General features: G+C 60.1%; 16 protein-coding genes. 11 read left to right on the top strand and 5 right to left on the bottom strand.

Annotation, left to right across the window (positions count from 1 at the left end):
• Nucleotides 1-65: 65 nt before the first annotated feature.
• The gene (locus AC07O1_RS02300) at nt 66-4,967 is read right to left on the bottom strand and encodes an alpha-2-macroglobulin family protein (RefSeq protein ID WP_495087797.1); all 4,902 of its coding nucleotides are present in this window, start codon (nt 4,965-4,967) and stop codon (nt 66-68) included.
• A 297-nt stretch (nt 4,968-5,264) separates the two neighbouring features.
• On the opposite strand from AC07O1_RS02300, the gene AC07O1_RS02295 reads away from it, so the two are divergent.
• A complete protein-coding gene (locus AC07O1_RS02295) occupies nt 5,265-6,614 on the top strand; it encodes an MATE family efflux transporter (protein WP_495087796.1) in 1,350 nt (449 codons plus the stop codon).
• Nucleotides 6,615-6,896: 282 nt separating this feature from the next.
• On the opposite strand, the gene speA is transcribed toward AC07O1_RS02295, so the two are convergent.
• From speA to AC07O1_RS02275, 4 genes are all read right to left on the bottom strand, one after another.
• The gene (speA, locus tag AC07O1_RS02290; protein ID WP_495087795.1) at nt 6,897-8,810 is read right to left on the bottom strand and encodes an arginine decarboxylase; all 1,914 of its coding nucleotides are present in this window, start codon (nt 8,808-8,810) and stop codon (nt 6,897-6,899) included.
• A gap of 224 nt (nt 8,811-9,034) precedes the next feature.
• Nucleotides 9,035-9,406, bottom strand: coding sequence for a translation initiation factor Sui1 (locus tag AC07O1_RS02285; protein WP_494993523.1), 372 nt, complete (start codon nt 9,404-9,406; stop codon nt 9,035-9,037).
• A gap of 267 nt (nt 9,407-9,673) precedes the next feature.
• On the bottom strand, nt 9,674-10,231 hold the full coding sequence (locus tag AC07O1_RS02280; protein ID WP_495087794.1) for an NUDIX hydrolase: 558 nt from the start codon (nt 10,229-10,231) through the stop codon (nt 9,674-9,676).
• A 3-nt stretch (nt 10,232-10,234) separates the two neighbouring features.
• Nucleotides 10,235-11,302: a DUF2333 family protein gene (locus tag AC07O1_RS02275; RefSeq protein ID WP_494993521.1), complete on the bottom strand. Its 1,068-nt coding sequence runs from the start codon at nt 11,300-11,302 to the stop codon at nt 10,235-10,237.
• Between the two features lie 290 nt (nt 11,303-11,592).
• On the opposite strand from AC07O1_RS02275, the gene AC07O1_RS02270 reads away from it, so the two are divergent.
• The 10 genes from AC07O1_RS02270 (at nt 11,593) to fis (ending at nt 23,669) form a co-directional block, all read left to right on the top strand.
• On the top strand, nt 11,593-13,263 hold the full coding sequence (locus AC07O1_RS02270) for a GGDEF domain-containing response regulator (RefSeq protein WP_495087793.1): 1,671 nt from the start codon (nt 11,593-11,595) through the stop codon (nt 13,261-13,263).
• 52 nt (nt 13,264-13,315) lie between these two features.
• A complete protein-coding gene (locus tag AC07O1_RS02265) occupies nt 13,316-15,277 on the top strand; it encodes a methyl-accepting chemotaxis protein (RefSeq protein WP_495087792.1) in 1,962 nt (653 codons plus the stop codon).
• Nucleotides 15,278-15,469: 192 nt separating this feature from the next.
• Nucleotides 15,470-17,254 (top strand): protein-disulfide reductase DsbD, encoded by a 1,785-nt coding sequence (locus AC07O1_RS02260; RefSeq protein WP_495022834.1) that lies wholly within the window; start codon nt 15,470-15,472, stop codon nt 17,252-17,254.
• A gap of 131 nt (nt 17,255-17,385) precedes the next feature.
• Entirely contained in the window at nt 17,386-17,841 is a 456-nt protein-coding gene (gene aroQ, locus AC07O1_RS02255) for a type II 3-dehydroquinate dehydratase (protein ID WP_419119014.1), read from the top strand.
• 24 nt (nt 17,842-17,865) lie between these two features.
• Nucleotides 17,866-18,327: an acetyl-CoA carboxylase biotin carboxyl carrier protein gene (accB, locus tag AC07O1_RS02250; RefSeq protein ID WP_494993517.1), complete on the top strand. Its 462-nt coding sequence runs from the start codon at nt 17,866-17,868 to the stop codon at nt 18,325-18,327.
• A 17-nt stretch (nt 18,328-18,344) separates the two neighbouring features.
• Nucleotides 18,345-19,706 (top strand): acetyl-CoA carboxylase biotin carboxylase subunit, encoded by a 1,362-nt coding sequence (accC, locus tag AC07O1_RS02245; RefSeq protein ID WP_495087791.1) that lies wholly within the window; start codon nt 18,345-18,347, stop codon nt 19,704-19,706.
• A 277-nt stretch (nt 19,707-19,983) separates the two neighbouring features.
• Complete coding sequence (gene prmA, locus AC07O1_RS02240) at nt 19,984-20,862, top strand: 50S ribosomal protein L11 methyltransferase (RefSeq protein ID WP_495087790.1); 879 nt, start codon at nt 19,984-19,986, stop codon at nt 20,860-20,862.
• A gap of 30 nt (nt 20,863-20,892) precedes the next feature.
• On the top strand, nt 20,893-22,143 hold the full coding sequence (locus AC07O1_RS02235; protein ID WP_495022835.1) for a DUF3426 domain-containing protein: 1,251 nt from the start codon (nt 20,893-20,895) through the stop codon (nt 22,141-22,143).
• A 195-nt stretch (nt 22,144-22,338) separates the two neighbouring features.
• On the top strand, nt 22,339-23,352 hold the full coding sequence (dusB, locus tag AC07O1_RS02230) for a tRNA dihydrouridine synthase DusB (RefSeq protein ID WP_495087789.1): 1,014 nt from the start codon (nt 22,339-22,341) through the stop codon (nt 23,350-23,352).
• Nucleotides 23,349-23,669: a DNA-binding transcriptional regulator Fis gene (gene fis / locus AC07O1_RS02225; protein WP_494993512.1), complete on the top strand. Its 321-nt coding sequence runs from the start codon at nt 23,349-23,351 to the stop codon at nt 23,667-23,669. Before dusB ends, fis begins: the two co-directional genes overlap by 4 nt.
• The last annotated feature ends 40 nt before the right edge of the window (nt 23,670-23,709 follow it).

Here is a 23,709-nt window from a genome sequence, read left to right as displayed (position 1 = left end):
GACGCAGAGCGTCACGGGCTGCATTCCCACGCGGGAGCGTGCGAACGATCACAAAAATCTCTGCGCTATCTACCCTTGATCACCATCTGCGGCAGTGTTTCGCCCACAGCCTGCCAGTTCGGCCGGTACATCGACTCCACTTGCGGCGGTGGTACGCGGTAGGCGCCAGGGGTGACGGCCCGCGCCAGGTACAGCAGGTGCGCAGTACCGTAACCGTCCAGGTCCATCGCCGCCACGTAGCGGTCATCGCGAAATTCCTGATGCTTGAGGTTGGCGTTCTGCATCGAGTCCCGCCATTCCTTGACCTTGCTACTGGCGTTTTCCAGGCTCGCAGCGCTCTGAGCCAGGTTCTGGTTTTCCAGCTCCAGACCGGCCGGCAATAAATCCACCACCAAGGCATCCGGTACTCGCTGTTTGGCACTGAGTGCCAAGTGCACCAGCACCAGATCACCACTGGTCAAGGCCTTGAGGCTCAACGGTTGGCCGTTCATGCCCAGGTACTCGCGGCGAATGCTCAGGTTCTCGCCACCGGCTACCGGCGCCAGTTGTGGATAACCGGAGATGGTCAGTTGCTGATACACAGGCTCCTTGCCTTCGTTGTGGAGGGACAGCGGCGAAGCCAGCAACGGGCCTTCAAGTTTCAGGCCAGGCTGGTTATTGCTCAGCTCACGGGTTTCACCACCACTGCTCAGTTGCGCATTCCAGATGGCTTCGGGTTTACCCAGCAAACCACGGCCGGCGAGGAACAGCGAGTTGCGCTCCTGGGTCGACAGGTATCGGCTGGCAGCCAGTTGATCGGACAACTCGAACAGACGCTCTTCACGCTTACCCCTGGCCAGGTCGTTCTCTTCCAGCAAGGCTAGAATCAGCGCCTGATCGCGCAGCGGGCTGCCGTAATCGGCGAGCCAGTCCTTGCTGTTGCGCGACGCTGCCAACCCTGTGATCAAGGCCTGATCAGCACGCGGCTGATCGCCCATTTTCTGCAAGGCAATGGACAGTTGCACAAGCGGCAGACCGGAGCGGGCATCGGTACGCCGCTCGAACAGACTGCGCAACGCACCCAGCGGCGCCTGTTGGCTGCGGGCCAATACCAGACCGGCATATGCCTGTACCGCGAAGCGCGTGTGCTCGGCATTTTCGCTGTAGTTCACTTCGATCAGGTTACGTTCCTGCACATAACGCAGCAGCCGCTCGCTGGCCTTTTTCAGGGCTTCAGGCGGTACGGTGAAACCTTGCTCGCGAGCACGCAACAGGAAGTCGGTGACGTAGGCGGTCAGCCAGTACTCTTCTTCACCGTTCGCCCCCCATAAACCGAAACTGCCGTTGTAGCGCTGCATGCCCAACAAGCGTTCTATGCCCAGCTCGATCTTGCGTTTGCGATCAGCATCCGGCTCGCCTTCCAGGCCGAGGCGTTTAAGACTCGCGGCATCGGCATAAAGCGACGGATACAGCCCGCTGGTGGTTTGCTCCAGGCAACCATACGGATACGCCTTGAGCGCACGGATCTGTTCGCCAAGGTTCAACGGTGGTCGGCTCGACAGGCTGAGCAAGGCTTCACGCCCGGCCGGCTCGAAAGCCGCCAGCTCACCTTCCGGCAAGTTCCACGGCTGATCCTTGAGCACCGCGCGGTAGTGTTTGAGCATCGCCGGATAGGCTGGACGCACGCCCAGCGTCCAGTCGCGGTTGAACGGCGGCAAGCTCTCGCCCGGCAGGTCGAGGCCGTTGACCAGCACCTTGACCTTGCCCTGACCAAAGCCACCCAGTGCCTGCACCGGAATCTGCAACGTCGTGCGCTGGCCTTCAGTCAGTTGCACGCTGTGGGTCACGTCACCGAGCAGACTCAGTTGGCCCTCGGCACTCAGTTGCACCGTCAGATTCTGTGCCTTGCCCGAGAGGTTCGACAGGTCCAGCGCCAGCATCGTCTGGTCACCACCAGCAAGGAAACGCGGCGCCGACAGCTCGGCGATCAGCGGCGCGGCGATCACGGTTTTGCCTTCGGCCATGCCGTAGCGATCATCGGTCCAGGCCTGAGCCATCAGACGCAGTTCGCCGTTGAAGTCCGGAATGTCGACGCTGGCTTCACCTTCGCCCTGTTCGTTCAGGGTCACCGGCGCGCTTTGCAGGGCAACGATGGTCACGCTGGTGTCGGGACGCTTGCCACCCTTGGCCAGCGCCGCGTCGCCACCGAACGCCAGGCTGGCCAAACGGCCCTGCCCGGCTTCAATCAGCTGCCCATAGATATCCAGTTGGTCAGCGCCATACGCCTTGCGACCGAACAAGCTGGAGTACGGGTCAGGCGTTGGGTATTCGGTGATATTGAGGATGCCCACGTCCACCGCAGCCAGCAGCACGTGCACGTGTTTCGGCATGCTGCCATCGGCATTTTTCGCCTGAATCTTCACCGTCAGCGGCTGTTTGGGGCGCATCTTTTCCGGTGCATTCAGGGTCACGCCGAGTTTGCGCCGGGTCCGATCCAGCGGCAGGTGCAGCACGCCGACCGCGCGTTTCGGGGTGACATTGGCTTTGCGTTCACCCGGACGAATCACCAGCGCGCTGACATACAGGTCATGCCGCGACCATTTCGGATCGAGCTTGACCGCGAAGCTTTTGCCTGCGGCCGGCACATCGATTTCCTGCCACCACAATGGTCCGTCGCTGGACTCCACCAGCAGATAACCTTTGCCAGCTGCGGGCGCCGTGACTGTCACGTTAGCCGTGTCGCCATCGCCATAGGCGGGCTTGTCCAGCGCCAGTTTGACCTGATCCGGTCGCACCGCGCCGCCTTCGGTGTTGTCCTGGGAGCGGTAACCGGCCCAGAAACGCAGACTGCTGAGCAGTCCGGTCTGCGGGTCTTCGACTTCGACGCGATACGGGCCCCACTCCACCGGAAAACTGACTTTCGCGGTGTCACCGGCCTTGATGCTGACGGTCTCTTCATCGAGGGTGAGGAATTTTTCGTTGAAGTGATAGCTCCAGCCATCGCTTTGCGAGTAGTTCCAGTAGTAGTCACGACGCTCGCGCACCAGCCGTACCTTGAGGTTGTCCGCCGCCAGCTTCTGACCTTCATTGTTGGCCAGCAGCAGCTCGAACCCGACCGGGCCGTTGCCGTCGGTTTCTTTGCCATCGAACAACGCCCGCAGCCCCGGCAAACGATCCGCCGGCCATACCGGTTGCACCACACGACGAGTGATCGGGCGACCACCGGACTCGTGCAGGCTGGCCTGAACGATCAGTTGCAGCGGCGACTTGGCCCCGGCCCATTTGCTTTCCAGATCGATGGTTGCCTCGCCGTTGGCGTCCAGCGTGCTCTCGTCCAGATCCAGATCCTGACTCAGCTCTGCTTCGGTGACCGAGCCGAATTGATAACCGGGTAGCGCGTTGACCGCCTCACGCAGCGGGCGCACATAAACCTGGCCGCTCAGGCGATTGCCCGAGGCCGGGGCACCATAGAGATAACGGCCTTTGACGCTGATTTCCGCGGTATCGGCCGGTTTGATCGGGGCATCGCGGCCTTTTAGCTCAAGGGCCAGACGCTCGGGCAGGAAGTCTTCGACGAGGAACTCATACAACTGCGGCTTGCCGTCACCCAGATCGAACACCAGCTGCCAACGCCCGGTCGGCGCTTCACCGGCCAGTTGCAGTGGGTATTGATAGAGACCGGACGCATCGGCGTCCCAGACGAACTTGCGACTGACCTGCTCATCCGGGCGACGCACTTCAACGCTGACCGGCTGCGGTTTGACGGCATTACCGTCCTTGTCCCGCAGCAAGGCGTTGAGCAGCACGGTTTCGCCGGGGCGATACAGGTCACGCGGGCCAAACACAAAAAACTGCAGGGGATGGGCTTGTGGCCCGCCGATATCGAACTCGGCCAGGTCCAGCGCGGCGCTGTTGAGTCGTAACATACTGGTCTGCTCGCCCTGATGGGCCAGCAACACTTCGGCTTTTTTCGGCAGCGACAACTCGGTATGGCCGCCCTTCCCGGTCTTGCCCTGGCCTACTACCCGGCCCTCGCTATCAAGCAGTTCGAGACTGACGTCATCCAGAGCTTTACCGCCGTCCAGCGCTTGAGTAAAGACATCCAGACGGTTCTGGTAACGGTGCACCGACAGGCCGATGTCACTGAGGGTAAAGAGGGTCGCCGGTTGCGAGTAGTTATAGGTGCCGGAAGCACGCATCACCGCCAGGTAAACGCCAGCCTGTTGCAGTTGCTTGAGGCCGGCGATCGGCAGTAACAGGGTTTCCCGGGTATTGCGTGCCGGGTTCAGGTCGAAGCGACCACCGTAAACCAGATCGGCCATCGGCAGCAGTTCGCGCGATTCATAACTTTGCAGGCTGGCGCTGCGGCCCCACCGACTGAGAAACGCCGGCAGGGATTCGGGTTTGATCCGGAAGAACTCGACGTCGATCCTGTCGACATTCAGCGCGATCACCGGCAGGCCTTCGGCCAGACGGGTCGGCAGCAAGGTGCCACGACTGGCGAAGCCTACGGTGGGTTGCAGGTCACGGGTTTCCAGGCGGCTGACGTACTCGACGGCAAGTCTGGCATCGTTGACCCCGCGTAGCCCGGCATCGACAGTGAGCACCAGTTTGCGCCGGGGCTCAAGATGGCGCAGACGCAGTTCCGTCAGGTTGTCGGAGAGTTCCCAGGCACCGTCGATCTTGCCCGACTTGCTGTCGACCAGATGCAGTTTTTCGTCGAATTTCTGCTCAGGGTCCAGCGGCACCGAAAAGCTCACCGACAGCGTGCTGGCACCATCAAGCTGAACTTCGGAAACGTCCACCACGCTTAACTCACGGCCGGCGTAGCGCTGCTTCAGTACCGCAGTGTCCTGAATCGCCTTGGCCGTGGGCGCTGTGACCACCGCCGGGGGCGCGGCGGTGGGAGGCGCTTTGTCGGAAGTCGACGAATCGCAAGCGCTTAGCAGCGCCAACGCACAGGCCAGAAACAGTCCTTTGTTAAGCATGGGGCACTCATAGGCAGGAGTATCGTAGCCTTGAACTATATATCACTGATGCCAAACCGCCTGGGGCGCCGGTCACATTGACCGGCGCCGGGCGGGCTGGTTCTGGTCATTGAAGAATTTGCTGATGATCGTTCCCACGCTCCCGCGTGGGAATGCACCCCGTGACGCTCCGCGTCACATCAACGGCGATTGCTGCGCGTCCATGGCGGCGTTCCCACGCAGAGCGTGGGAACGATCAAGGAGACGGCGCGAGTCCCGAAACTGCCGCTACAATGCCTGCTCTCTCAAGGAGCCTGCATGTCCACCCTGATCACCGACTGGCGCCACCGCTCAACCCATCGCCGTGTCTGGGCGCTCGCGGCGCCGATGATTCTGTCGAACATCTCCGTTCCACTGGTGGCCCTGGTCGACAGCACGGTGATCGGTCATCTGCCCTACGCCCACCAACTCGGTGCTGTGGCTATCGGTGCCAACCTGTATCTGTTTCTGGCCTGGTCGATGGGCTTTCTGCGCATGGGCTCCACCGGTTTTGCCGCCCAGGCCGCCGGGCGTGAAGACGGCGCAGCACTTCGACAGGTCCTGCTGCAAGGTTTGCTCTTGGCCATGGGCCTGGCGCTGCTGCTTGGGGTCATCGCCGTGCCGCTGAGCGGCGTCGCTTTAAACCTGATGCACCCCTCCGCCGAACTCGACCAAATGACCCGGGACTTTTTCCATACCCGGCTGTTCGGTCTACCCGCAGCGCTGGCCAGTTACGCGCTGGTCGGCTGGTTCCTCGGCACCCAGAACGCCCGCGCACCGCTGGCGATTCTGCTGAGCACGAACCTGGTGAACATCGCGCTGAACCTGTGGTTCGTCCTCGGACTGGAGTGGGGTGTAGTTGGCGCGGCGCGGGCCTCGGTCATCGCCGAATGGACCGGTGCCCTGATTGGTCTGGCCATGACCCGCAAAGCCCTGCGCGCCTACCCCGGCCACATTGCATGGGCGGCGCTGGCACTGTGGCAAAGCTGGAGACCGCTGCTGGCGGTCAATCGGGACATTTTCATTCGCAGCCTGGCACTGCAATCAGTGTTTTTCCTGATCACCGTGCAAGGAGCTCGACTGGGTGACGCAACCGTCGCGGCCAACGCTCTGCTGCTCAACGGTTTACTACTGACCGCCCATGCGCTCGATGGCCTGGCCCATGCAGTGGAAGCTCTGTGCGGTCACGCCATCGGCGCCCATGACCGGCAGGCCTTGCGCCGTTCGCTGGTGGTAGCCTGCGGTTGGTCGTTGCTGACCAGCCTGGGCTTCGCCGTGCTGTTTCTGTTTGCCGGTCATCTGTTCATCGAGATGCAGACCAACATCCAGAGCGTGCGCGACACCGCGTTCAGCTACTTGCCTTACCTCGCCGCGCTACCGCTGATCGCGGTCTGGAGCTACTTGCTCGACGGTCTGTTCATCGGCGCCACCCGTGCCAGGGAAATGCGCAACGGTATGCTGCTGACCGTGATCATCGTGCTACCGGTGGCCTGGGCTCTACAGAGCTTTGGCAACCATGGTCTGTGGCTGGCGTTTCTGCTGTTTATGCTGCTACGCAGCCTGACCCTCGGCGCTTTCGCCTGGCTCTTAAGCAAGAATGATGGCTGGTTTAGCGTCATTGCCCACTGAGCGGGTGCAGTTCGAACACGAACGGTTCACTGGCTGGATCAAATATTGGCGTGTTTCTACGGAGGGGGCGACGTGAGATTCTCGCTGAGAGACATCGTCGAGTAGAGAGCCTGGTACAGATCAGAAAGCGGCCTAAATGAAATGAAGACCTGCACTCTTTGATTCTTCGAAAACAAATGGCTTGCGCCATATACGTCTGAAAAAAATGCCGCGCCAGACCATCTGAAAAAACACACGGGTTGCAGTGCGTTTTCAGACAACCTGGCGCGACAGTTTGTTACCTCAAGAAGACAGGTAAGACGAGCGAGTCAGCCCCAGACGCAGAGCGTCGAGGTATTGAGTGCGTTCGGCCGGACTGATCTTCGCGCAGGCGACTTTGTCCCGATAGTGGGTCATCAGCTCTTCCGGAGACAAATGCACGTAACGCAGCATGTCTTCGATGGTGTCGTGGGTTTCGATACCGGCGTGATACACGCTGCCGTCCGCATTCTGGTAGATATTCACCGAGTCGGTATCACCGAACAGGTTGTGCATATCACCGAGAATTTCCTGATAGGCGCCCACCAGGAAAATCCCCAGCAGGTAATCTTCACCGTCGTTCAGCGCATGCACCGGCAGGCTGGTTTCGATGCTTTGTTCATCGACGTACTGCTTGATCTTGCCATCGGAGTCGCAGGTCAGGTCTTGCAGCACAGCACGGCGCAGCGGCTCTTCGTCGAGACGGTGCAATGGCAGAATCGGCAGTACCTGGCCAATCGCCCAGGTGTCCGGCAGGCTCTGGAATACCGAGAAATTGCAGATGTACTTGTCGGCGAGCTTGTCGTTGAGTTCGTCGAGCACCTGACGGTGGGAACGCTGACGGGCTTTCAAGGAGTTGTGCAGGCGACGGCAGACCGCGAAGTAGCACTGTTCGGCCAAAGCTTTCTCGGCCAGGGTCAGTTTGCCATCCGCGTACTGGGCAGCGATGTCGCTCATGTAGTGCGTGGCACGCCAGTAGGTCTCGGTGACCATCTCGATGTCGGTCGGCCCCAGCAGGTCTACCAGCCATTGCACGGTTTCCGGCAGCTCTTCCTTGTTCTCGATGACTGGCACGTCGTCGTTGTGCTTCTCGACGTCGGTCACCTGGACCACCAGCATGGCGTGGTGGGCGGTCAGCGAGCGGCCGCTCTCGGAGAAGATGTTCGGATGCGGCAGGCTCTGCGCATCGCAGAACTCCTTGAGCATCCCGACCACGACACCGGCGTAGTCGTCCATGTCGTAGTTGATCGAGCTGGCATTGCGCGAGTGGGTACCGTCGTAGTCAACGCCCAGGCCGCCGCCGACGTCGATGTGATCTACCGGCAGGCCAAGGTTGCGCAATTCGCCGTAATAGCGGATCGCTTCCTTGAAGCCATGCTGGTAGTCCGCCAGGTTGGCGATCTGCGAGCCCATGTGAAAGTGCAGCAAGCGAATGCCCTGATCCAGACCGGCGGCGCGGAAACGCTCGACCACTGAGATCAGCTGAGCGGCAGACAGACCGAATTTGGATTTTTCACCGCCGGTGTCAGCCCACTTGCTCGAGGCCAGGGAAGACAAACGCACCCGTAGACCGACCTGAGGTTTGACCTTGAGCGAGGCCGCTTCTTCGATCACCAGCTCAACTTCGGATTCTTTCTCGATCACGATGAACACGTTGTGACCGAGCTTCTGGCCCATCAGTGCCAGGCGAATGAACTCACGATCCTTGTAACCGTTGCAGACAATGGTTCCGCCTTTGGGCGCCAGCGCCAACACCGCCAGCAATTCCGGCTTGGAGCCGGCTTCCAGGCCGATGGACACGTCCTGGGTGGCGATGATGTTCTCGATCACCGCTTCTTGCTGGTTGACCTTGATCGGGTACAGCGCGGTGTATTTGCTCTGGTATTCCAGACGCTCGATGTTGGCGTCGAATGCGCCGGTCAGCTGACGTACGCGGTCTTGCAGAATGTCCGGAAAGCGCACCAGCAGCGGCAACGACAGGCCGCTTTTACGCAGCTCATCGACTTGTTCGAACAGATCGATAGGCAAGCTGTTCGGGCCGTTCGGACGAACTTCGACGCGACCGGCGTCACTGATCGCGAAATACCCGGCCCCCCAATGGCGAATCCCATAAACACTGCGGCTGTCCGCAACTGTCCATTGGCTGCCATCGTCTTTGCGTGTGCGTCGTACGGACATCGAAGTCCCCTATAAATGAAGTCATAGAGCGTCGCCTGAGATAAGGCTGGCGCAGTCTAAAGAATGAAAATGACGATTAGCCTGTATTCGAGGGGGATAGACCTCGCCTACAGCGCGGAGTTTAGAAACCGGTCATGAACAGGCTCTGTGAAAACCATGGAGACGACGGCAAACCTGTATCGGATCAGGACTGCGTCAAGTCGGGGTGGTCTTCACAGAGGCTGCTAGCCGCCGGACTTCTTAGCTTTAAAACCGAGCTTGATCAGCTCTGCCAAGAGTAGCTCGACATGCTCGCCCTGGATCTCGATGACCCCGTCTTTCAACGTGCCGCCGGTGCCGCAACGCTTTTTCAGCGTCGTGGCAAGCGTACTGAGGGCATCTTCGGCCAACGGCACGCCGGTGATGGTGGTCACCGTCTTGCCGCCACGGCCCTTGCTTTCGCGACGCACGCGAGCGATGCCGTCGCCGGCAGGGACAACGGTTTGTTTGCAGATGCAGGCATCCACCGGCTGGCTACAGTCCGGGCAATGTCGACCTGCGTCGGTGGAAAATACCAGGCCACCAAGGGCGGCGAAGGATGCGGCTTTTTTGGCCACCGGCAATCCTCTTGGGAGGACAAAGACTGGTCGAAGCGCTTTGGCAAGTGCCATCGACCGCGAAGCCCCACTCAGGCAGGGGCAGCGCTACTGAAACGGTACAGACTTGTAGGAGCAGAGCTTGCTCGCGATGGACGTCAACGATAACGCGCGGCATCAGACAGCACATGTCGTTCATGCGTCCTTCGCGAGCAAGCTTCGCTCCTACAAAAGGTCGCGCAGTGTAACGGCAAAAAGCGCACTTGCTAAGAGTCAATCGGCGCCAATTTATACATCTTTTGCGACGTTTGCGCCCTGTGAGCGCAGATAACGCTTCAAGGCCGCCAGAGAGTCCGGGCAATAGGGCTTTTGCTGAATTTCCTGCATGACCTGATCGATCGGCATAAAGCGCGCCTCCAGCACTTCCTCTGGCTGCAAACGCAATGGCCCGTCCCAGACCGCCGAGAACGCCGAACACCACAGTCGATTACCAGTGTCTTCGAAGAAAAAGTGATCATGTGCAGTCAATTCCACACCGCTGACCCCAAGCTCTTCTTCCAGTTCACGGGCCGCCGATTCGGCATAGGTCTCAGTCGCCAGCACCATGCCGCCGGCTGCCACGTCCCAATAACCGGGATAGATAGCTTTGCTCAGGGTGCGCCGATGCACGCACAGCTCACCGGCCGAATTGAACAGCATGATGTAAGTTCCGCGCCCGATCAGCCCACGCTCGCGTAAATCGGACCGGACCAGGGCGCCAAGCAAGTTGTCTTGCTCATCGACCCAGGCGATGTGTTCGGCATCCGAGGCCGCGCGATGTGCGGCCTCTTTAGAGGTAACGACCATGACTCAACCCTGGGAGAGCAGTTGACGCAAATCGATGACCGCTGCATTGGCCCGCGAGATGTAGTTGGCCATGACCAGCGAGTGGTTGGCCAGCACGCCAAAGCCGCTGCCGTTGAGAATCATTGGGCTCCATACTCGCTCCTGGGAGGCTTCCAGCTCACGAATGATCTGACGCACGCTGACCGTGGCGTTTTTCTTGGCCAATACGTCGGCAAAGTCGACTTCGATGGCGCGCAGCAGATGGGACAATGCCCAGGCCTGACCGCGGGCTTCGTAGAACACGTTATCGATCTGCAACCAAGGGGTTTCCACCAACTCTTCATCTAGCTGCGGCACTTGACCGGGTGCCAGTGCTTCGGTTTTCAGCGCAGTATTGAGTTTGACCCGACCGACGCTGGCCGACAGTCGTTGCGACAGCGAGCCCAGGCGAGTGGCCACATCACCGAGCCAGTTATTGAGGTTGTCGGCCCGGGCGTAGAACAGGGCGTTCTTCTGCGATGGATCTGACAGCCGCGCCTGATAGCGACTCAGCGAGTTGATGCCTTCCTGGTACTCGGACTCACTGGAAGGCAGCATCCAGCTTTTGTTGTCGAAGTTGAAACGCGGCTCGGCCTTGCCCAGATCAGCGTCTTCTGCGGACTGCGATTGCGAACGGGCGAAGTCTTTGCGCAGGGCACGGGTCAGGTCGCGGACCTGTACCAGCACGCCATATTCCCAACTAGGGATATCGTCCAGCCAGACGCCCGGTGGGAAGCGATCATTGGAGAGGTAGCCGCCAGGTTTGTGCAGCAGCGTACCGGCAACAGTCTTGAGGGTTTCCACCGTGGTGTAACCGACGACCATCTGCTTGCCGTCCTTCTCAGCCGCCATTTGAGCATTCTGCTGAACCGCAAACAGTGCCGGTTCCTGGCTCCAGTACCAGCCCACGACAAGGGTCACCAGCAGGTACAAACCCACCACTGTGCCCAAGGCACGGCTGAACAGCAAACCACCGAAATAGCTGCGGGTTGCCGACTCAGGTTCAGCGGCACGATCAGGCGCGCTGCCTGCGCGGTTCTTCCAGTCCAGCATGGCTATATCCTTTCAATCACTTGAATTCATCGGTTCGACCACAACCCTACTCCATCGCGCCCCGGTTCGAGCGGATTAAATCAGCCGCAAACCAGGACGCCGCACAATAGTCGCGCATCAAGCCACCACTATCAATGAAGCGCAGCCACCAACCCATGAGACCCGCCGTTCAAAAAATGAATGGCATCGCTTTGCAGTTTATTGATGCAGGACACTCATGCAATCGAAAAGAGGTGCTAGCATAGAGCCACCAGTCAATCTCAGCATGCCCCCTAACTAGTAGTCAGGATATGACCGAGCCAGAAGACCCCAGCCGTGAGCGCCTCAAGCACCACTTTGCCCAGCGGGTGATTCATCAGGCACGTCAGATTCTTGAGATATGGCAACGCCTGCAGCGAAGCGAATGGTCGACCACTGATATGTCCGAACTGGCCGAGGCCAACTTGCGCCTGCTGCGGTTCGCCGAACGGTTTGAACAGCCCGAACACAGTCAGCTCGCGCACAGCATCGGCCACTCTCTGAAAGCCGTGGATGCCAACCGCGGGCGTCTGAACAGCGGGCTGATCACCGATCTCAATCGCCTGATGCAACGCTTGTCCCGCACCGGCCTGCGTCATGGCGAGCAACTCGAACAAACCTTCCTGCCACCGCTGCGCAAGCCGATCTACGTGATGCTGCAAGATCACGACCGCGCCGAGCGGCTGGCCAAACAACTCGAATTCTTTGGACTCAGCGCCCAGTCGCTGGACAGTGTAGCGGCGTTCCGCTCCTCGCTGGTCGAGCGGCTTCCGGCAGCGATCGTCATGGATGTCGATTTTTGTGGCGCCGGCATGGGCCTGCGGCTGGCGGCCGAGGCCCAGGAAGGCCTTGAGCACAAGCTGCCACTGCTGTTCTTCAGCCTGAACGAAACCGATACCCCGACCCGTCTCGCCGCCGTTCGCGCCGGCGGTCAGGAGTTTTTGACCGGTACCCTTGAAGCTTCGAGCCTGCTGGAGAAAATCGAAGTCCTGACCTGCGTCGCCCAGTACGAACCGTACAAAGTGCTGATCATCGATGATTCGCGCGCTCAGGCATTGCACACCGAACGCCTGCTCAACAGCGCCGGTATCGTCACCCGCACCCTGATCGAGCCGATTCAAGCGATGGCTGAACTGGCGGACTTTCAGCCGGACCTGATCATTCTCGACATGTACATGCCGGCCTGCACCGGTACGGAACTTGCCAAGGTGATCCGCCACAATGACCGCTATGTCAGCGTGCCGATCATCTATCTGTCGGCCGAAAACGACCTGGACAAGCAACTCGATGCCATGAGCGAAGGTGGCGACGATTTCCTGACCAAGCCGATCAAGCCGCGGCACCTGATCACCACGGTGCGCAACCGTGCGGCCCGGGCGCGCAATCTCAAGGCGCGGATGGTTCGCGACAGCCTGACCGGCCTGTACAACCATACCCATATCCTGCAATTGCTCGAAGACTGCAGTTTCCGTGCCCGCCGCGAAAGCAAGCCGCTGAGCTTTGCCATGCTCGACATCGACCACTTCAAACGGGTCAACGACAGCCACGGCCACCCCATGGGCGACCGCGTGATCAAGAGCCTGGCGCTATTCCTCAAGCAACGTCTGCGCAAGACCGACTTTATCGGCCGCTATGGTGGCGAAGAGTTCGCCATCATCATGCCCGACACCGATATCGAATCGGCCTACAACGTGCTCAATGAAATCCGTCAGCGCTTTGCCGAGATTCACTATCCGGCGCAACCTCAGGATCTCTGGTGCACCTTCAGCGCCGGCGTCGTAGAACTGCGCGAGGACTCCGACAGCCTGATGATGGCCAGCCAGGCGGACGAAGCGCTGTACCGTGCCAAGCACGCCGGACGCAATCGTGTGCAAGCCGCTCTGCAATCAAAGCAAAGTGCCACTTTTTCATCGGAAACCACCGAGTCAGTCATAACGCTGTAACAGAAACGCAATAACTTCAAGCGCTTACCATTCTATCGTTGGTAGAGCCACGATGCGCCTGAAGCTGCTGACCAATCTCAACACCCTCCTATTAGTCGCCGTTTGTCTCGCTCTGGGCGCCACGCTCTGGTGGTCGCAACAGGCACTGGAACGCCCCTATGTGCTGATGGAACGCTACTTGGGCCTGTCGCAGCAGTTCCAGAATCAGGTGGTACGCAATGTTGAAGATTACCTGGCCAGTGGCGACGCCCTGCGCTTGAGTGCCGCCAGCCAATCGCTCGAAACGCTTCAAACAGAGCTCGGCGAATTACCTGCCGAGCTGGCGCAAAGCCTGCGCCCAAGCCTTTCGAGCCTGGATAGCTTCAGCAAGACCGACCTGCTGGCTGCCGGCAAACTCGCCGGCGACCCGCAAGCCCTGCTCCTGCAGGCCGAGCGTGAGCTGGGCGCCAACCTGGAACAACTCAGCCAGTACGCCAGCGGCGCCAATACCCCGATTGCCGCAGGTTACTTGCCATTGCTACTGGCGGCGTCACAGCACCTGGCCAAGCTGTCGTTGGCCCGGGACAAGCTGGTCAGCAGCGGTCGTAGCGAACTGGCTGCCGACGTCGAGCGTGAGGTGACCAGCATCCGCTCCCAGGCTGAACAGCTGGAGACTCTACCGTTGTTAGGCGTCACCACCAGTAGCGAATCGAATACCGAAGACTTCGCCTCCATGATGGGGCTGGAGAACACTGAAAAAAGCGCCGCAGAAGATACTGGCATTGGCCTCAAGCGCGAACTGAACAGCCTGCTGACACGTTACCCGGCCGAACTGAGCCGCACTCGCGAGCAGATTCAAAAACGCGCCGGGCTCAGTGATGCCACTCACCTCAAGATCGCTGACGTTCAGCAGGCGATTGCTGCTCTGGAGCCTGCTGTCCGCGCTCAACATGGACAGATTCAGAGCGAAGTACGGATGATCCAGGGACTGATGATTGGCCTGATCCTGTTGATCGCGTTGCTTATTGACACCTTGCAACGGCGGCTCGCCCGCGTGCTGACCAATCTGGCTCCGGCCTTGTCGACCTGGGCCGAAGGCGACTTCAGCCAGAATATCCAACTGGGCGCCACCAACCGCGAGCTGCACGATATTGAAGAGTCACTGAATCGCCTGCGGGCGTATCTGGTTGATCTGGTGGGGACCATCCGGCAAAACGCAGAACAAGTCGCTGGCAGCAGCCGCGCCCTGGCCGAGTTGAGCAGCGGCCTGCACAGCGGTGCCGAACGGCAGGCTGGGGATACCGCACAAATACGCGACGCATTGGGCGAACTGGAAGCCACCATTGTGCAGGTGGCCGGTGATGCCAGCCAGGCCGCCGACGCCAGCCGTCACGCCGGGCTTGCGGTCGAGCATGGCCAGAAGGTGATCGGTTTGAGCCTCACCGGGTTGCACGCCCTGGTGGGCGAAGTGCAAGGCAACGCGCAGATGATCGAACACCTGGCCGAAGAGTCGGCGACCATCGGCGGCGTGCTCACAGTGATCCGTTCGATCGCCGACCAGACCAATCTGCTGGCGTTGAACGCCGCCATCGAAGCCGCTCGCGCAGGGGAGATGGGTCGAGGGTTTGCAGTGGTCGCCGAAGAAGTCCGCTCACTGGCGCAGCGTACCGCGGGTGCCACCGCCGAGATCCAGACACTGATCGCGGGCCTGCAAACCGCAGCCCGACAATCGGTGGAAGGCATGCGCGCCCAGGTCGAACACGCCGAAGCCACAGCCAACCAGGCACAAGCAGCTGACGGAGCCCTGGATGAAATCGTCGGGGCGATACAGACCATTTCCGACACCGCGGTTCGCATCGCCGATGTCACCGCCCAGCAGAGCGGCGCCGTCAGTGAAATCCGCGATCACAGTGAGCGGATTCACCAATTGGGTGGGGATAACTTGCTGAGGATTGGTGAAGGGCGCAGCCAGGGCGAACATTTATTGGCGCTGGGCGGGCAGTTGCATACCGCCGTTCAGGCCTTCAGGGTTTAAAGACCACTTTTGATCGTTCCCACGCTCCCGCGTGGGAATGCAGCCCGTGACGCTCTGCGTCACTGCCGAAGCGATTGCTGCGCGTCCATTGAGGCATTCCCACGCAGAGCGTGGGAACGATCATCCCCCCTCTTCCTGCATACCCCGCCCCACTCCGCTATCATGCGCACACGTTAGATACGCGAGATCGCTATGCGCCGTCTGCTCTGCCTGATGCTGTTATTGCTCGCCCTGCCGGCGACCGCCACCGGATTGCTGGACAGTCGCCCCAGTTCGACGCTGGGCGCGATCAATAACAGCGCCGACTTCCTGCCGGTACACGAAGCCTTTCAGTTGAGCCTGATTGAAAGCACGCCGCAATCGATCAAGCTGCGCTTCGTCGCCACCGAAGGTTATTACCTCTACCGCCATCGCTTTCAGTTTCGCAGCGAGCCCGCCGACATTGGCCTGGGCGCCGCTCAACTGCCGCAGGGCGAGAAAAAACATGATGAGTATTTCGGCGACGTCGAGGTCTACCACGGCATTCTCGATGTAGAGCTACCGCGCGTGCCCGGCGATCAGCGCGCCTTGACCCTGGCGGTCACCTATCAAGGCTGCGCCGATAAAGGTCTGTGCTACCCGCCGGAAACCGAGCGACTGAGCATCGACGGCAAGTTTGCTTCAGTCGTCGGCACCGATATGCCGACGCCCCGTCATCAGACCGGTTGGACCTGGCGCGAACTGGCGCTGTTCTTCCTCGCGGGTCTTGGCCTGACCTTCACCCCTTGCGTGCTGCCGATGCTGCCGATCCTTTCCGGCGTTGTACTGCGCGGCCAGGTCGGTGGCTTGCGCGGTTTCAATCTGTCGCTGGCCTACGTGCTCCCGATGGCGGCCTGCTTTGCCTTGCTCGGCGCACTGATGGGAATGTTCGGCGCACAACTGAATCTGCAGGCACGTCTGCAGTCAGCCTGGGTGCTGGTGCCGTTCGCACTGTTTTTCGCGGTGTTTGCCCTGGCTATGTTTGGCATCTTCGAACTGAAACTCCCGCACGCCATCAGCAGTCGCCTGGACCGGGTGGCAAACCGCACCGAAGGCGGTTCCTTGTGGGGCGCAGCAGTGCTGGGCGTGGTTTCGAGCCTGCTGGTTTCGCCCTGCGTCTCGGCGCCATTGGCTGGCGCCCTGCTTTACATAAGCGCCAGCGGTGATGCACTGGGCGGCGCGCTGAAGCTGTTCGTATTGGGTCTGGGCATGGGCGCACCGCTGTTGCTCGTCGCCACTGGTGGTGCGGCCTGGCTGCCAAAAAGCGGCCCATGGCTGATCTACGTTAAACATGCCATCGGCATTCTGCTGCTTGGGCTGGCAGTCGGCTTGCTCAGTCGCGTGCTTCCAGGCGAGATCACCTTGCTGTTGATCGGTTTGCTGGCTGCCGGTGTCGGCTTGTTTCTCGGCGCACTGGAGTTCATCTACAAGGCACCGAGACAGCGCCTGGCGCAGTTGCTGGGGTTATTACTGTTGTTCTATGCGCTGGCCTGCTGGTATGGCGCATTCAGCGGCCAGAGCGATCCGCTGAGCCCGATCGGCCGGTCAATGACCGTCAATTCAGCCATTGACACACACGCCCAAGACGCCAGCGAATGGCAGACCATCAACACGCCTGCGGAACTGGAGCTCGCCCTCGCTGGAGCCAAAATTGCCGGCATCCCGCTGCTGCTCGACTGGTATGCCGATTGGTGCATCAGCTGCAAAGTCATCGAGCATGAGGTGCTTAACGACAGCACCGTCGTCGAACGGCTCAAGGGTTATCGGCTGATCCGCTTCGATATGACCGCCAGCAACCGCGAACAACGCACGCTGCTCGACCGTTACAAACTGTTCGGCCCGCCTGCACTGATGTTTTTCGGCAAAGACGGCGTCGAACAGGGTGAGGTGAGAGTGATCGGCGAGATCAATGCAGCGGACTTCGCCGAACGTGTCGCGAAAGCGAATGACCAGATTTAATCAGGTGGTCATATATTTCGCGCAAACATCGGGCATTGTGCTGGCTATTGCAGAGAACTGGACAGTCACAAAGGCTTTGCGGCATAGTCGCCGGGTTCTGACAACTGTACACAGATCACAAGGAACAGCAGATGGCGACCTTACTGGTTCTGCACGGACCCAACCTGAACTTGCTCGGCACCCGCGAACCGGGGGTCTATGGTGCGGTAACTCTGGCTCAGATCAATCAGGATCTGGAACAGCGGGCCCGTAATGCCGGCCACCATTTGCTCTACCTGCAAAGCAACGCCGAGTACGAATTGATCGACCGCATCCATGCCGCGCGCGGCGAGGGTGTGGACTTCATTTTGATCAATCCAGCAGCTTTTACACATACAAGCGTCGCATTACGTGACGCGTTGCTGGCGGTGAGCATCCCATTCATCGAAGTGCATTTGTCTAACGTGCACAAACGCGAACCTTTCCGCCATCACTCCTACTTCTCCGACGTTGCGGTGGGAGTGATCTGCGGCCTTGGCGCCAGCGGTTATCGACTGGCCCTGGAGGCCGCCCTGGAACAGCTTGAACAACAAGCTAAACGCCCCTGACCGACCCTTGGGAGTTGATGATTCATGGATATCCGTAAAGTTAAGAAACTGATCGAACTGCTGGAAGAATCCGGTATCGACGAGCTGGAGATCAAGGAAGGCGAGGAATCCGTACGGATCAGCCGTCACAGCAAAACCCCTGCGCAACAGTTTTACGCGCCAGCACCTATGGCCGCCGCGCCGGCTCCGGTTGCCGCAGTCGCCGCTGCTCCGGTGGCCGCTGTTGAAGCCCCGGCAGCACCGAAACTCAACGGCACCGTGGTTATGTCCCCGATGGTCGGTACCTTCTACCGTACCCCGGCACCGACTTCGCCAGCCTTCGTTGAAGTTGGCCAGAGCGTGAAGAAAGGCGACACCATCTGCATCGTTGAAGCGATGAAAATGATGAACCACATCCAGGCTGAGTCCAGCGGCGTGATCGAATCCATCCTGGTAGAAAACGGCCAGCCGGTTGAGTACGACCAACCACTGTTCACCATCGTTTGAACCGCGGAGAGCCAACGATGTTGAAACCTGCGAAGCTGGAAAAAGTCCTGATCGCCAACCGCGGTGAAATTGCCCTGCGGATCCTGCGCGCCTGCAAGGAAATGGGCATCAAGACCGTCGCGGTTTACTCGACTGCCGACAAAGAGCTGATGCATTTGGGTCTGGCCGACGAAAGCGTTTGCATCGGTCCGGCGCCTGCCAACCTGTCTTATCTGCACATCCCGGCAATCATCGCGGCCGCTGAAGTCACTGGCGCCACGGCGATTCACCCTGGCTATGGTTTCCTCGCGGAAAACGCCGATTTCGCCGAACAGGTCGAAAAATCCGGCTTCGCCTTCATCGGCCCGAAAGCTGACACCATTCGCCTGATGGGCGACAAGGTTTCAGCCAAGGACGCCATGAAGCGCGCCGGCGTACCGACCGTACCGGGCTCCGACGGCCCACTGCCGGAAGACCCGGAAACCGCTATCGGCATTGGTCGCGAAGTCGGCTATCCGGTGATCATCAAAGCCGCTGGCGGCGGCGGTGGTCGCGGCATGCGTGAAGTGCACAGCGAAGAAGACCTGGTCGAAGCGGCCAAGCAGACCCGCGCCGAAGCGGCTGCCTGGTTCAGCAACCCGATGGTCTATCTGGAAAAATTCCTGACCAACCCGCGTCACGTGGAAGTCCAGGTACTTTCCGACGGCCAGGGCCACGCCATTCATCTGGGCGACCGCGATTGCTCGCTGCAACGTCGCCACCAGAAAGTTCTCGAAGAAGCCCCGGCACCGGGCATCGACGAGAGGGCTCGCCAGGAAGTGCTCGCTCGTTGCGTGAAAGCCTGCATCGACATCGGCTACCGTGGCGCCGGCACATTCGAGTTCCTGTACGAGAATGGCCATTTCTACTTCATCGAGATGAACACTCGGGTACAGGTAGAGCACCCCGTATCGGAAATGGTCACCGGGATCGACATCGTCAAGGAGATGCTCAGCATCGCCGCTGGCAACAAACTGTCGTACACCCAGGACGATGTGAAGATCCACGGCCACGCGCTGGAATGCCGGATCAACGCCGAAGACCCTAAAACCTTTATCCCGAGCCCTGGCATGGTCAAGCATTTCCATGCTCCAGGCGGCAATGGTGTACGGGTCGACTCGCACCTCTACAGCGGCTACAAGGTGCCATCGAACTACGACTCCCTGATCGGCAAGCTGATCACTTGGGGGGCGACTCGCGATGAAGCCATGGCGCGCATGCGCAATGCACTGGATGAAATCGTTGTCGACGGGATCAAAACCAATATCCCGCTGCACCGCGATCTGGTCCGCGATAAAGGCTTCTGCGAAGGTGGAGTGAATATCCACTACCTGGAGCACAAGCTGGCCAAGCAGCACTAAGCTTGATCCAGACCAACAAGGCCGCTTGATTGCGGCTTTGTTGTTTCTGGTTACGACGCCACCTGCAGGAGCGCGGCTTGCCCGCGACTCAGGCGCCGCGATCTTTCAGGCCGACTGCGTCATCGTTCTTCGCGGGCAAGTCGGATCGCCGCACCGCTCGCTCCTGCGAAGAGCCCATCGCGCGTCACCCTTGTCGTCTTCTGCACTCGCCTCGCGTAAACTTGTGCGCTTCTCACAGCCCGCCAGGCTGCAATTACATTTTCCGAAGGTGCCCGCCATGCCTTGGCTGCAAGTCCGTCTCGCCATCAGCCCAGAACAAGCCGAAACCTACGAAGACGCTTTCCTTGAAGTCGGCGCCGTTTCGGTGACGTTCATGGACGCCGAAGATCAGCCGATCTTCGAACCGGAACTGAACACCACCCCGCTGTGGTCCCACACCCATTTGCTGGCACTGTTCGAAGGCGGCACAGAAGCCGCCAGCGTCCTCGCCCATATGGAACTGCTGACCGGCGGCCCGCTGCCTGAACATCACTGCGAAGTGATCGAAGATCAGGACTGGGAACGTAGCTGGATGGACAACTTCCAGCCAATGCGCTTCGGCCAGCGTCTGTGGATCGTCCCGAGCTGGCATGCCGCACCGGAGCCGGGCGCCGTCAACCTGCTGCTCGACCCGGGCCTGGCCTTCGGCACCGGCACCCACCCGACAACCGCGCTGTGCCTGGAATGGCTCGACGGCCAGGACCTGAAGGACTGCAACGTGCTGGACTTCGGTTGCGGCTCGGGGATCCTGGCGATTGCCGCCCTGCTGCTGGGCGCCAAAGAAGCCGTCGGCACCGACATCGACGTGCAAGCCCTGGAGGCTTCCCGCGATAACGCCGGGCGCAACAACATTGCCGAAGAATTGTTCCCGCTGTACCTGCCACAGGATTTGCCGCAGGTTCAGGCCGATGTCCTGGTCGCCAATATCCTCGCTGGCCCCCTGGTTTCCCTGGCCCCGCAACTGTCCAGCCTGGTCAGGCCGGGTGGCCGCCTGGCGCTGTCGGGCATCCTCGCCGAACAGGGCGAAGACGTCGCAGCAGCTTATGCCCGGGACTTCGAGCTGGACCCGATTGCCAATCGCGAAGGCTGGGTGCGTATCACTGGCCGTCGGCGCTAGAATGGACGCCTGCACAAACCGGATTGCCGCATGACCGACAGCTTCGTCACCCAGTGCCCGCATTGCCAAACCAGCTTTCGCGTAAGCCACGCCCAGTTGAGCGTAGCCCGTGGAGTGGTTCGCTGCGGCTCATGCCTGCAGGTGTTCAACGCCGCGCGGCAGTTGCTCGAGCAACGCACTGGCAATGAAGCCGTCGCCCCCAATGCGACAACACCGACCGAGACCTCCGCCCCCAGGGCGATCAGCCAGAAGCAATGGACGGCCGCCGAACTCGACCTGGACAATCTCGACCTCGACGAAGAACTCGCCAAGCTCGAACAACGGGAAATCCAGCCGACCAAGGAGTTCGGGCAAGAGCGCAAGCACAAGGAGGATTCGCTGAGCGCACGCAGGGATACGACCGACAGCGAGGAAGAACAATGGTCCGAAAGCCTGTTCAGCGGATCGGCTGCCGAGCGCGCAGAACCGATTGAGCCCGCTGAGCCTGCAGCCAACACAAACAGTAAACCGACAGCCCCGCCCGTCGAACCGCCCAAACCCGGCCGCACCGAGCCCTCACTGTCTTTTGAGCTGGCCGATCTTGACGACGAACCCACCGCGCCGCCTATGCGCCCGAGCCAGGAGCCGCTAGCGCACGAACACCACGAACGCTTGTCGGCAGCAGATGACGACGAAGAGCCGCTGGAGGCCGAACCAGCGAGCAAAAAACACGCACGCAGTGAGCCTGGCCTGCATGACGAGGTGCTGCAGGACCTGGCCGACGAACCGGTGCATCTTGATTGGCAAAAGCGCCGCTCCCCCTGGGGCAGACGCTTCTTCTGGGGATTATTGATTCTGCTCGGCGCCGCCGCACTGGCAGGCCAGTACATCGCCTACCATTTCGACGAGCTGGCCCGTCAGGACCAATACCGGCCATGGTTCCAGCAACTGTGCCCGGAAATCGGCTGCACAGTGCCGTCCAAGGTCGACATCGCGCGCATCAAGAGCAGTAATCTGGTGGTGCGCAGCCATCCGGATTTCAGTGGCGCACTGGTGGTCGATGCAATCATCTACAACCGCGCACAATTCTCTCAGCCCTTTCCGTTGCTGGAGTTACGCTTTGCCGACCTCAATGGGCACCTGATCGCCAGTCGGCGCTTCAAACCAAGCGAATACCTCAACGGCGAACTTGAAGGCCTGGCAGAAATGCCGCCACAGACGCCGATCCATATCGCTCTGGACATCCTTGACCCCGGCCCGAAAGCCGTCAACTACAGCCTGAGCTTCCATTCACCCGAATGAAACGCCGCAGTCAATTGGCGTAACTGCACATTGAAGACAGCTTTTTGACTCCCTCGCGTCGAGCCAAACCGCTGGCGATAACAGAATAACTGTTCAGAATTTATCCAATTCAGCCTTTATCCAGTCATCGAGAGCGGGTATCATGCCAACCCTTTTTCGAACTCTAATGATCCGGCCCCACAACAGGGAAGCCCTATGTCGGCGGTACGCATCGGTCCATATACATTGCCTAACGGCTTGATTCTCGCTCCCATGGCGGGCGTCACTGACCAGCCCTTTCGTCAGCTGTGCAAACGGTTGGGCGCAGGCCTTGTAGTCTCGGAAATGGTCACCAGCGACATGAGCTTGTGGAACAGTCGCAAATCGCGTCTGCGCATGATCCACGAAGGTGATCCCGAGCCACGCTCGGTACAGATCGCCGGCGGTGATGCACAGATGCTCGCGGATGCGGCCCGCGCCAACGTCGAGTTGGGTGCGCAGATTATTGATATCAACATGGGTTGTCCGGCGAAGAAGGTCTGCAACAAGGCTGCCGGCTCCGCGTTGCTGAAAGACGAAGATTTGGTGAGCGAGATCCTGCACGCCGTGGTGGCCGCAGTCGATGTACCGGTCACTTTGAAAATCCGCACCGGCTGGGACCGGGCGAACAAAAACGGCCTGACGGTGGCGAAGATCGCCGAGCAGGCAGGAATCACGGCGCTGGCAGTCCATGGCCGGACCCGCGCCGATCTGTACACCGGTGAAGCCGAGTACGACACCATTGCCGCGATCAAGCAGGCGGTGTCCATTCCGGTCTTCGCCAACGGCGATATCGACTCGGCCGAAAAAGCCCGGTACGTGCTCCAGGCGACCGGTGCCGATGGTCTGTTGATTGGCCGGGCCGCCCAAGGGCGACCATGGATTTTTCGTGAGATCGAGCATTTTCTGCGTACCGGCGAAACACTTCCGGCACCGGAGCTGTTCGAGGTGGAACGTATTCTGCTAGAGCATCTGGCCGCGCTGCATACCTTTTATGGGGATGTCATGGGCGTACGCATTGCTCGCAAGCATGTGGGCTGGTATCTCGCAACCCTGCCGGGCGCCAGGGAGTTCCGCGCCCACTTCAATCGTTTGGATGATACGGAAGCACAGCGCGCCAACGTTCGTGAGTTTTTCGCCGAGCGTTACAAGAGCCTGGTGACAGGGGACGGAGAAGGGGTGGCCGCATGACGATGATGAGCGAGACTTTAGTGAGTGGAACAACACCCGTGAGCGACAATGTAAATTTGAAACAGCACCTCAATACACCGAGCGAAGAGGGTCAGACCCTTCGCGGGAGTGTCGAGAAGGCGCTGCACAATTATTTCGCCCACCTTGAGGGCGCTGCCGTCACGGACGTGTACAACCTGGTGCTCTCCGAAGTCGAGGCGCCGTTGCTCGAAAGCGTGATGAACTACGTCAAGGGCAACCAGACCAAGGCCAGCGAGTTGCTCGGTCTGAACCGCGGCACCTTGCGCAAGAAACTCAAGCAGTACGATCTGCTGTAAGCATTCAATCAAACCAGAAAGGCGCCCGCGTAAGACCGGT

Source organism: Pseudomonas sp. GW821-FHT07G10, from assembly GCF_059418545.1.
The sequence above is the reverse complement of the archived record's forward strand: the minus strand, read 5'-3'. Positions and strand labels throughout refer to the sequence as shown.

What these genes read in the sequence shown, in the direction of transcription:
- AC07O1_RS02300 (WP_495087797.1), bottom strand. Translation starts at nt 4,967, where the DNA reads ATGCTTAACAAAGGACTGTTTCTGGCCTGTGCGTTGGCGCTGCTAAGC.
- AC07O1_RS02295 (WP_495087796.1), top strand. Translation starts at nt 5,265, where the DNA reads ATGTCCACCCTGATCACCGACTGGCGCCACCGCTCAACCCATCGCCGT.
- speA (WP_495087795.1), bottom strand. Translation starts at nt 8,810, where the DNA reads ATGTCCGTACGACGCACACGCAAAGACGATGGCAGCCAATGGACAGTT.
- AC07O1_RS02280 (WP_495087794.1), bottom strand. Translation starts at nt 10,231, where the DNA reads ATGGTCGTTACCTCTAAAGAGGCCGCACATCGCGCGGCCTCGGATGCC.
- AC07O1_RS02275 (WP_494993521.1), bottom strand. Translation starts at nt 11,302, where the DNA reads ATGCTGGACTGGAAGAACCGCGCAGGCAGCGCGCCTGATCGTGCCGCT.
- AC07O1_RS02270 (WP_495087793.1), top strand. Translation starts at nt 11,593, where the DNA reads ATGACCGAGCCAGAAGACCCCAGCCGTGAGCGCCTCAAGCACCACTTT.
- AC07O1_RS02265 (WP_495087792.1), top strand. Translation starts at nt 13,316, where the DNA reads ATGCGCCTGAAGCTGCTGACCAATCTCAACACCCTCCTATTAGTCGCC.
- AC07O1_RS02260 (WP_495022834.1), top strand. Translation starts at nt 15,470, where the DNA reads ATGCGCCGTCTGCTCTGCCTGATGCTGTTATTGCTCGCCCTGCCGGCG.
- aroQ (WP_419119014.1), top strand. Translation starts at nt 17,386, where the DNA reads ATGGCGACCTTACTGGTTCTGCACGGACCCAACCTGAACTTGCTCGGC.
- accB (WP_494993517.1), top strand. Translation starts at nt 17,866, where the DNA reads ATGGATATCCGTAAAGTTAAGAAACTGATCGAACTGCTGGAAGAATCC.
- accC (WP_495087791.1), top strand. Translation starts at nt 18,345, where the DNA reads ATGTTGAAACCTGCGAAGCTGGAAAAAGTCCTGATCGCCAACCGCGGT.
- prmA (WP_495087790.1), top strand. Translation starts at nt 19,984, where the DNA reads ATGCCTTGGCTGCAAGTCCGTCTCGCCATCAGCCCAGAACAAGCCGAA.
- AC07O1_RS02235 (WP_495022835.1), top strand. Translation starts at nt 20,893, where the DNA reads ATGACCGACAGCTTCGTCACCCAGTGCCCGCATTGCCAAACCAGCTTT.
- dusB (WP_495087789.1), top strand. Translation starts at nt 22,339, where the DNA reads ATGTCGGCGGTACGCATCGGTCCATATACATTGCCTAACGGCTTGATT.
- fis (WP_494993512.1), top strand. Translation starts at nt 23,349, where the DNA reads ATGACGATGATGAGCGAGACTTTAGTGAGTGGAACAACACCCGTGAGC.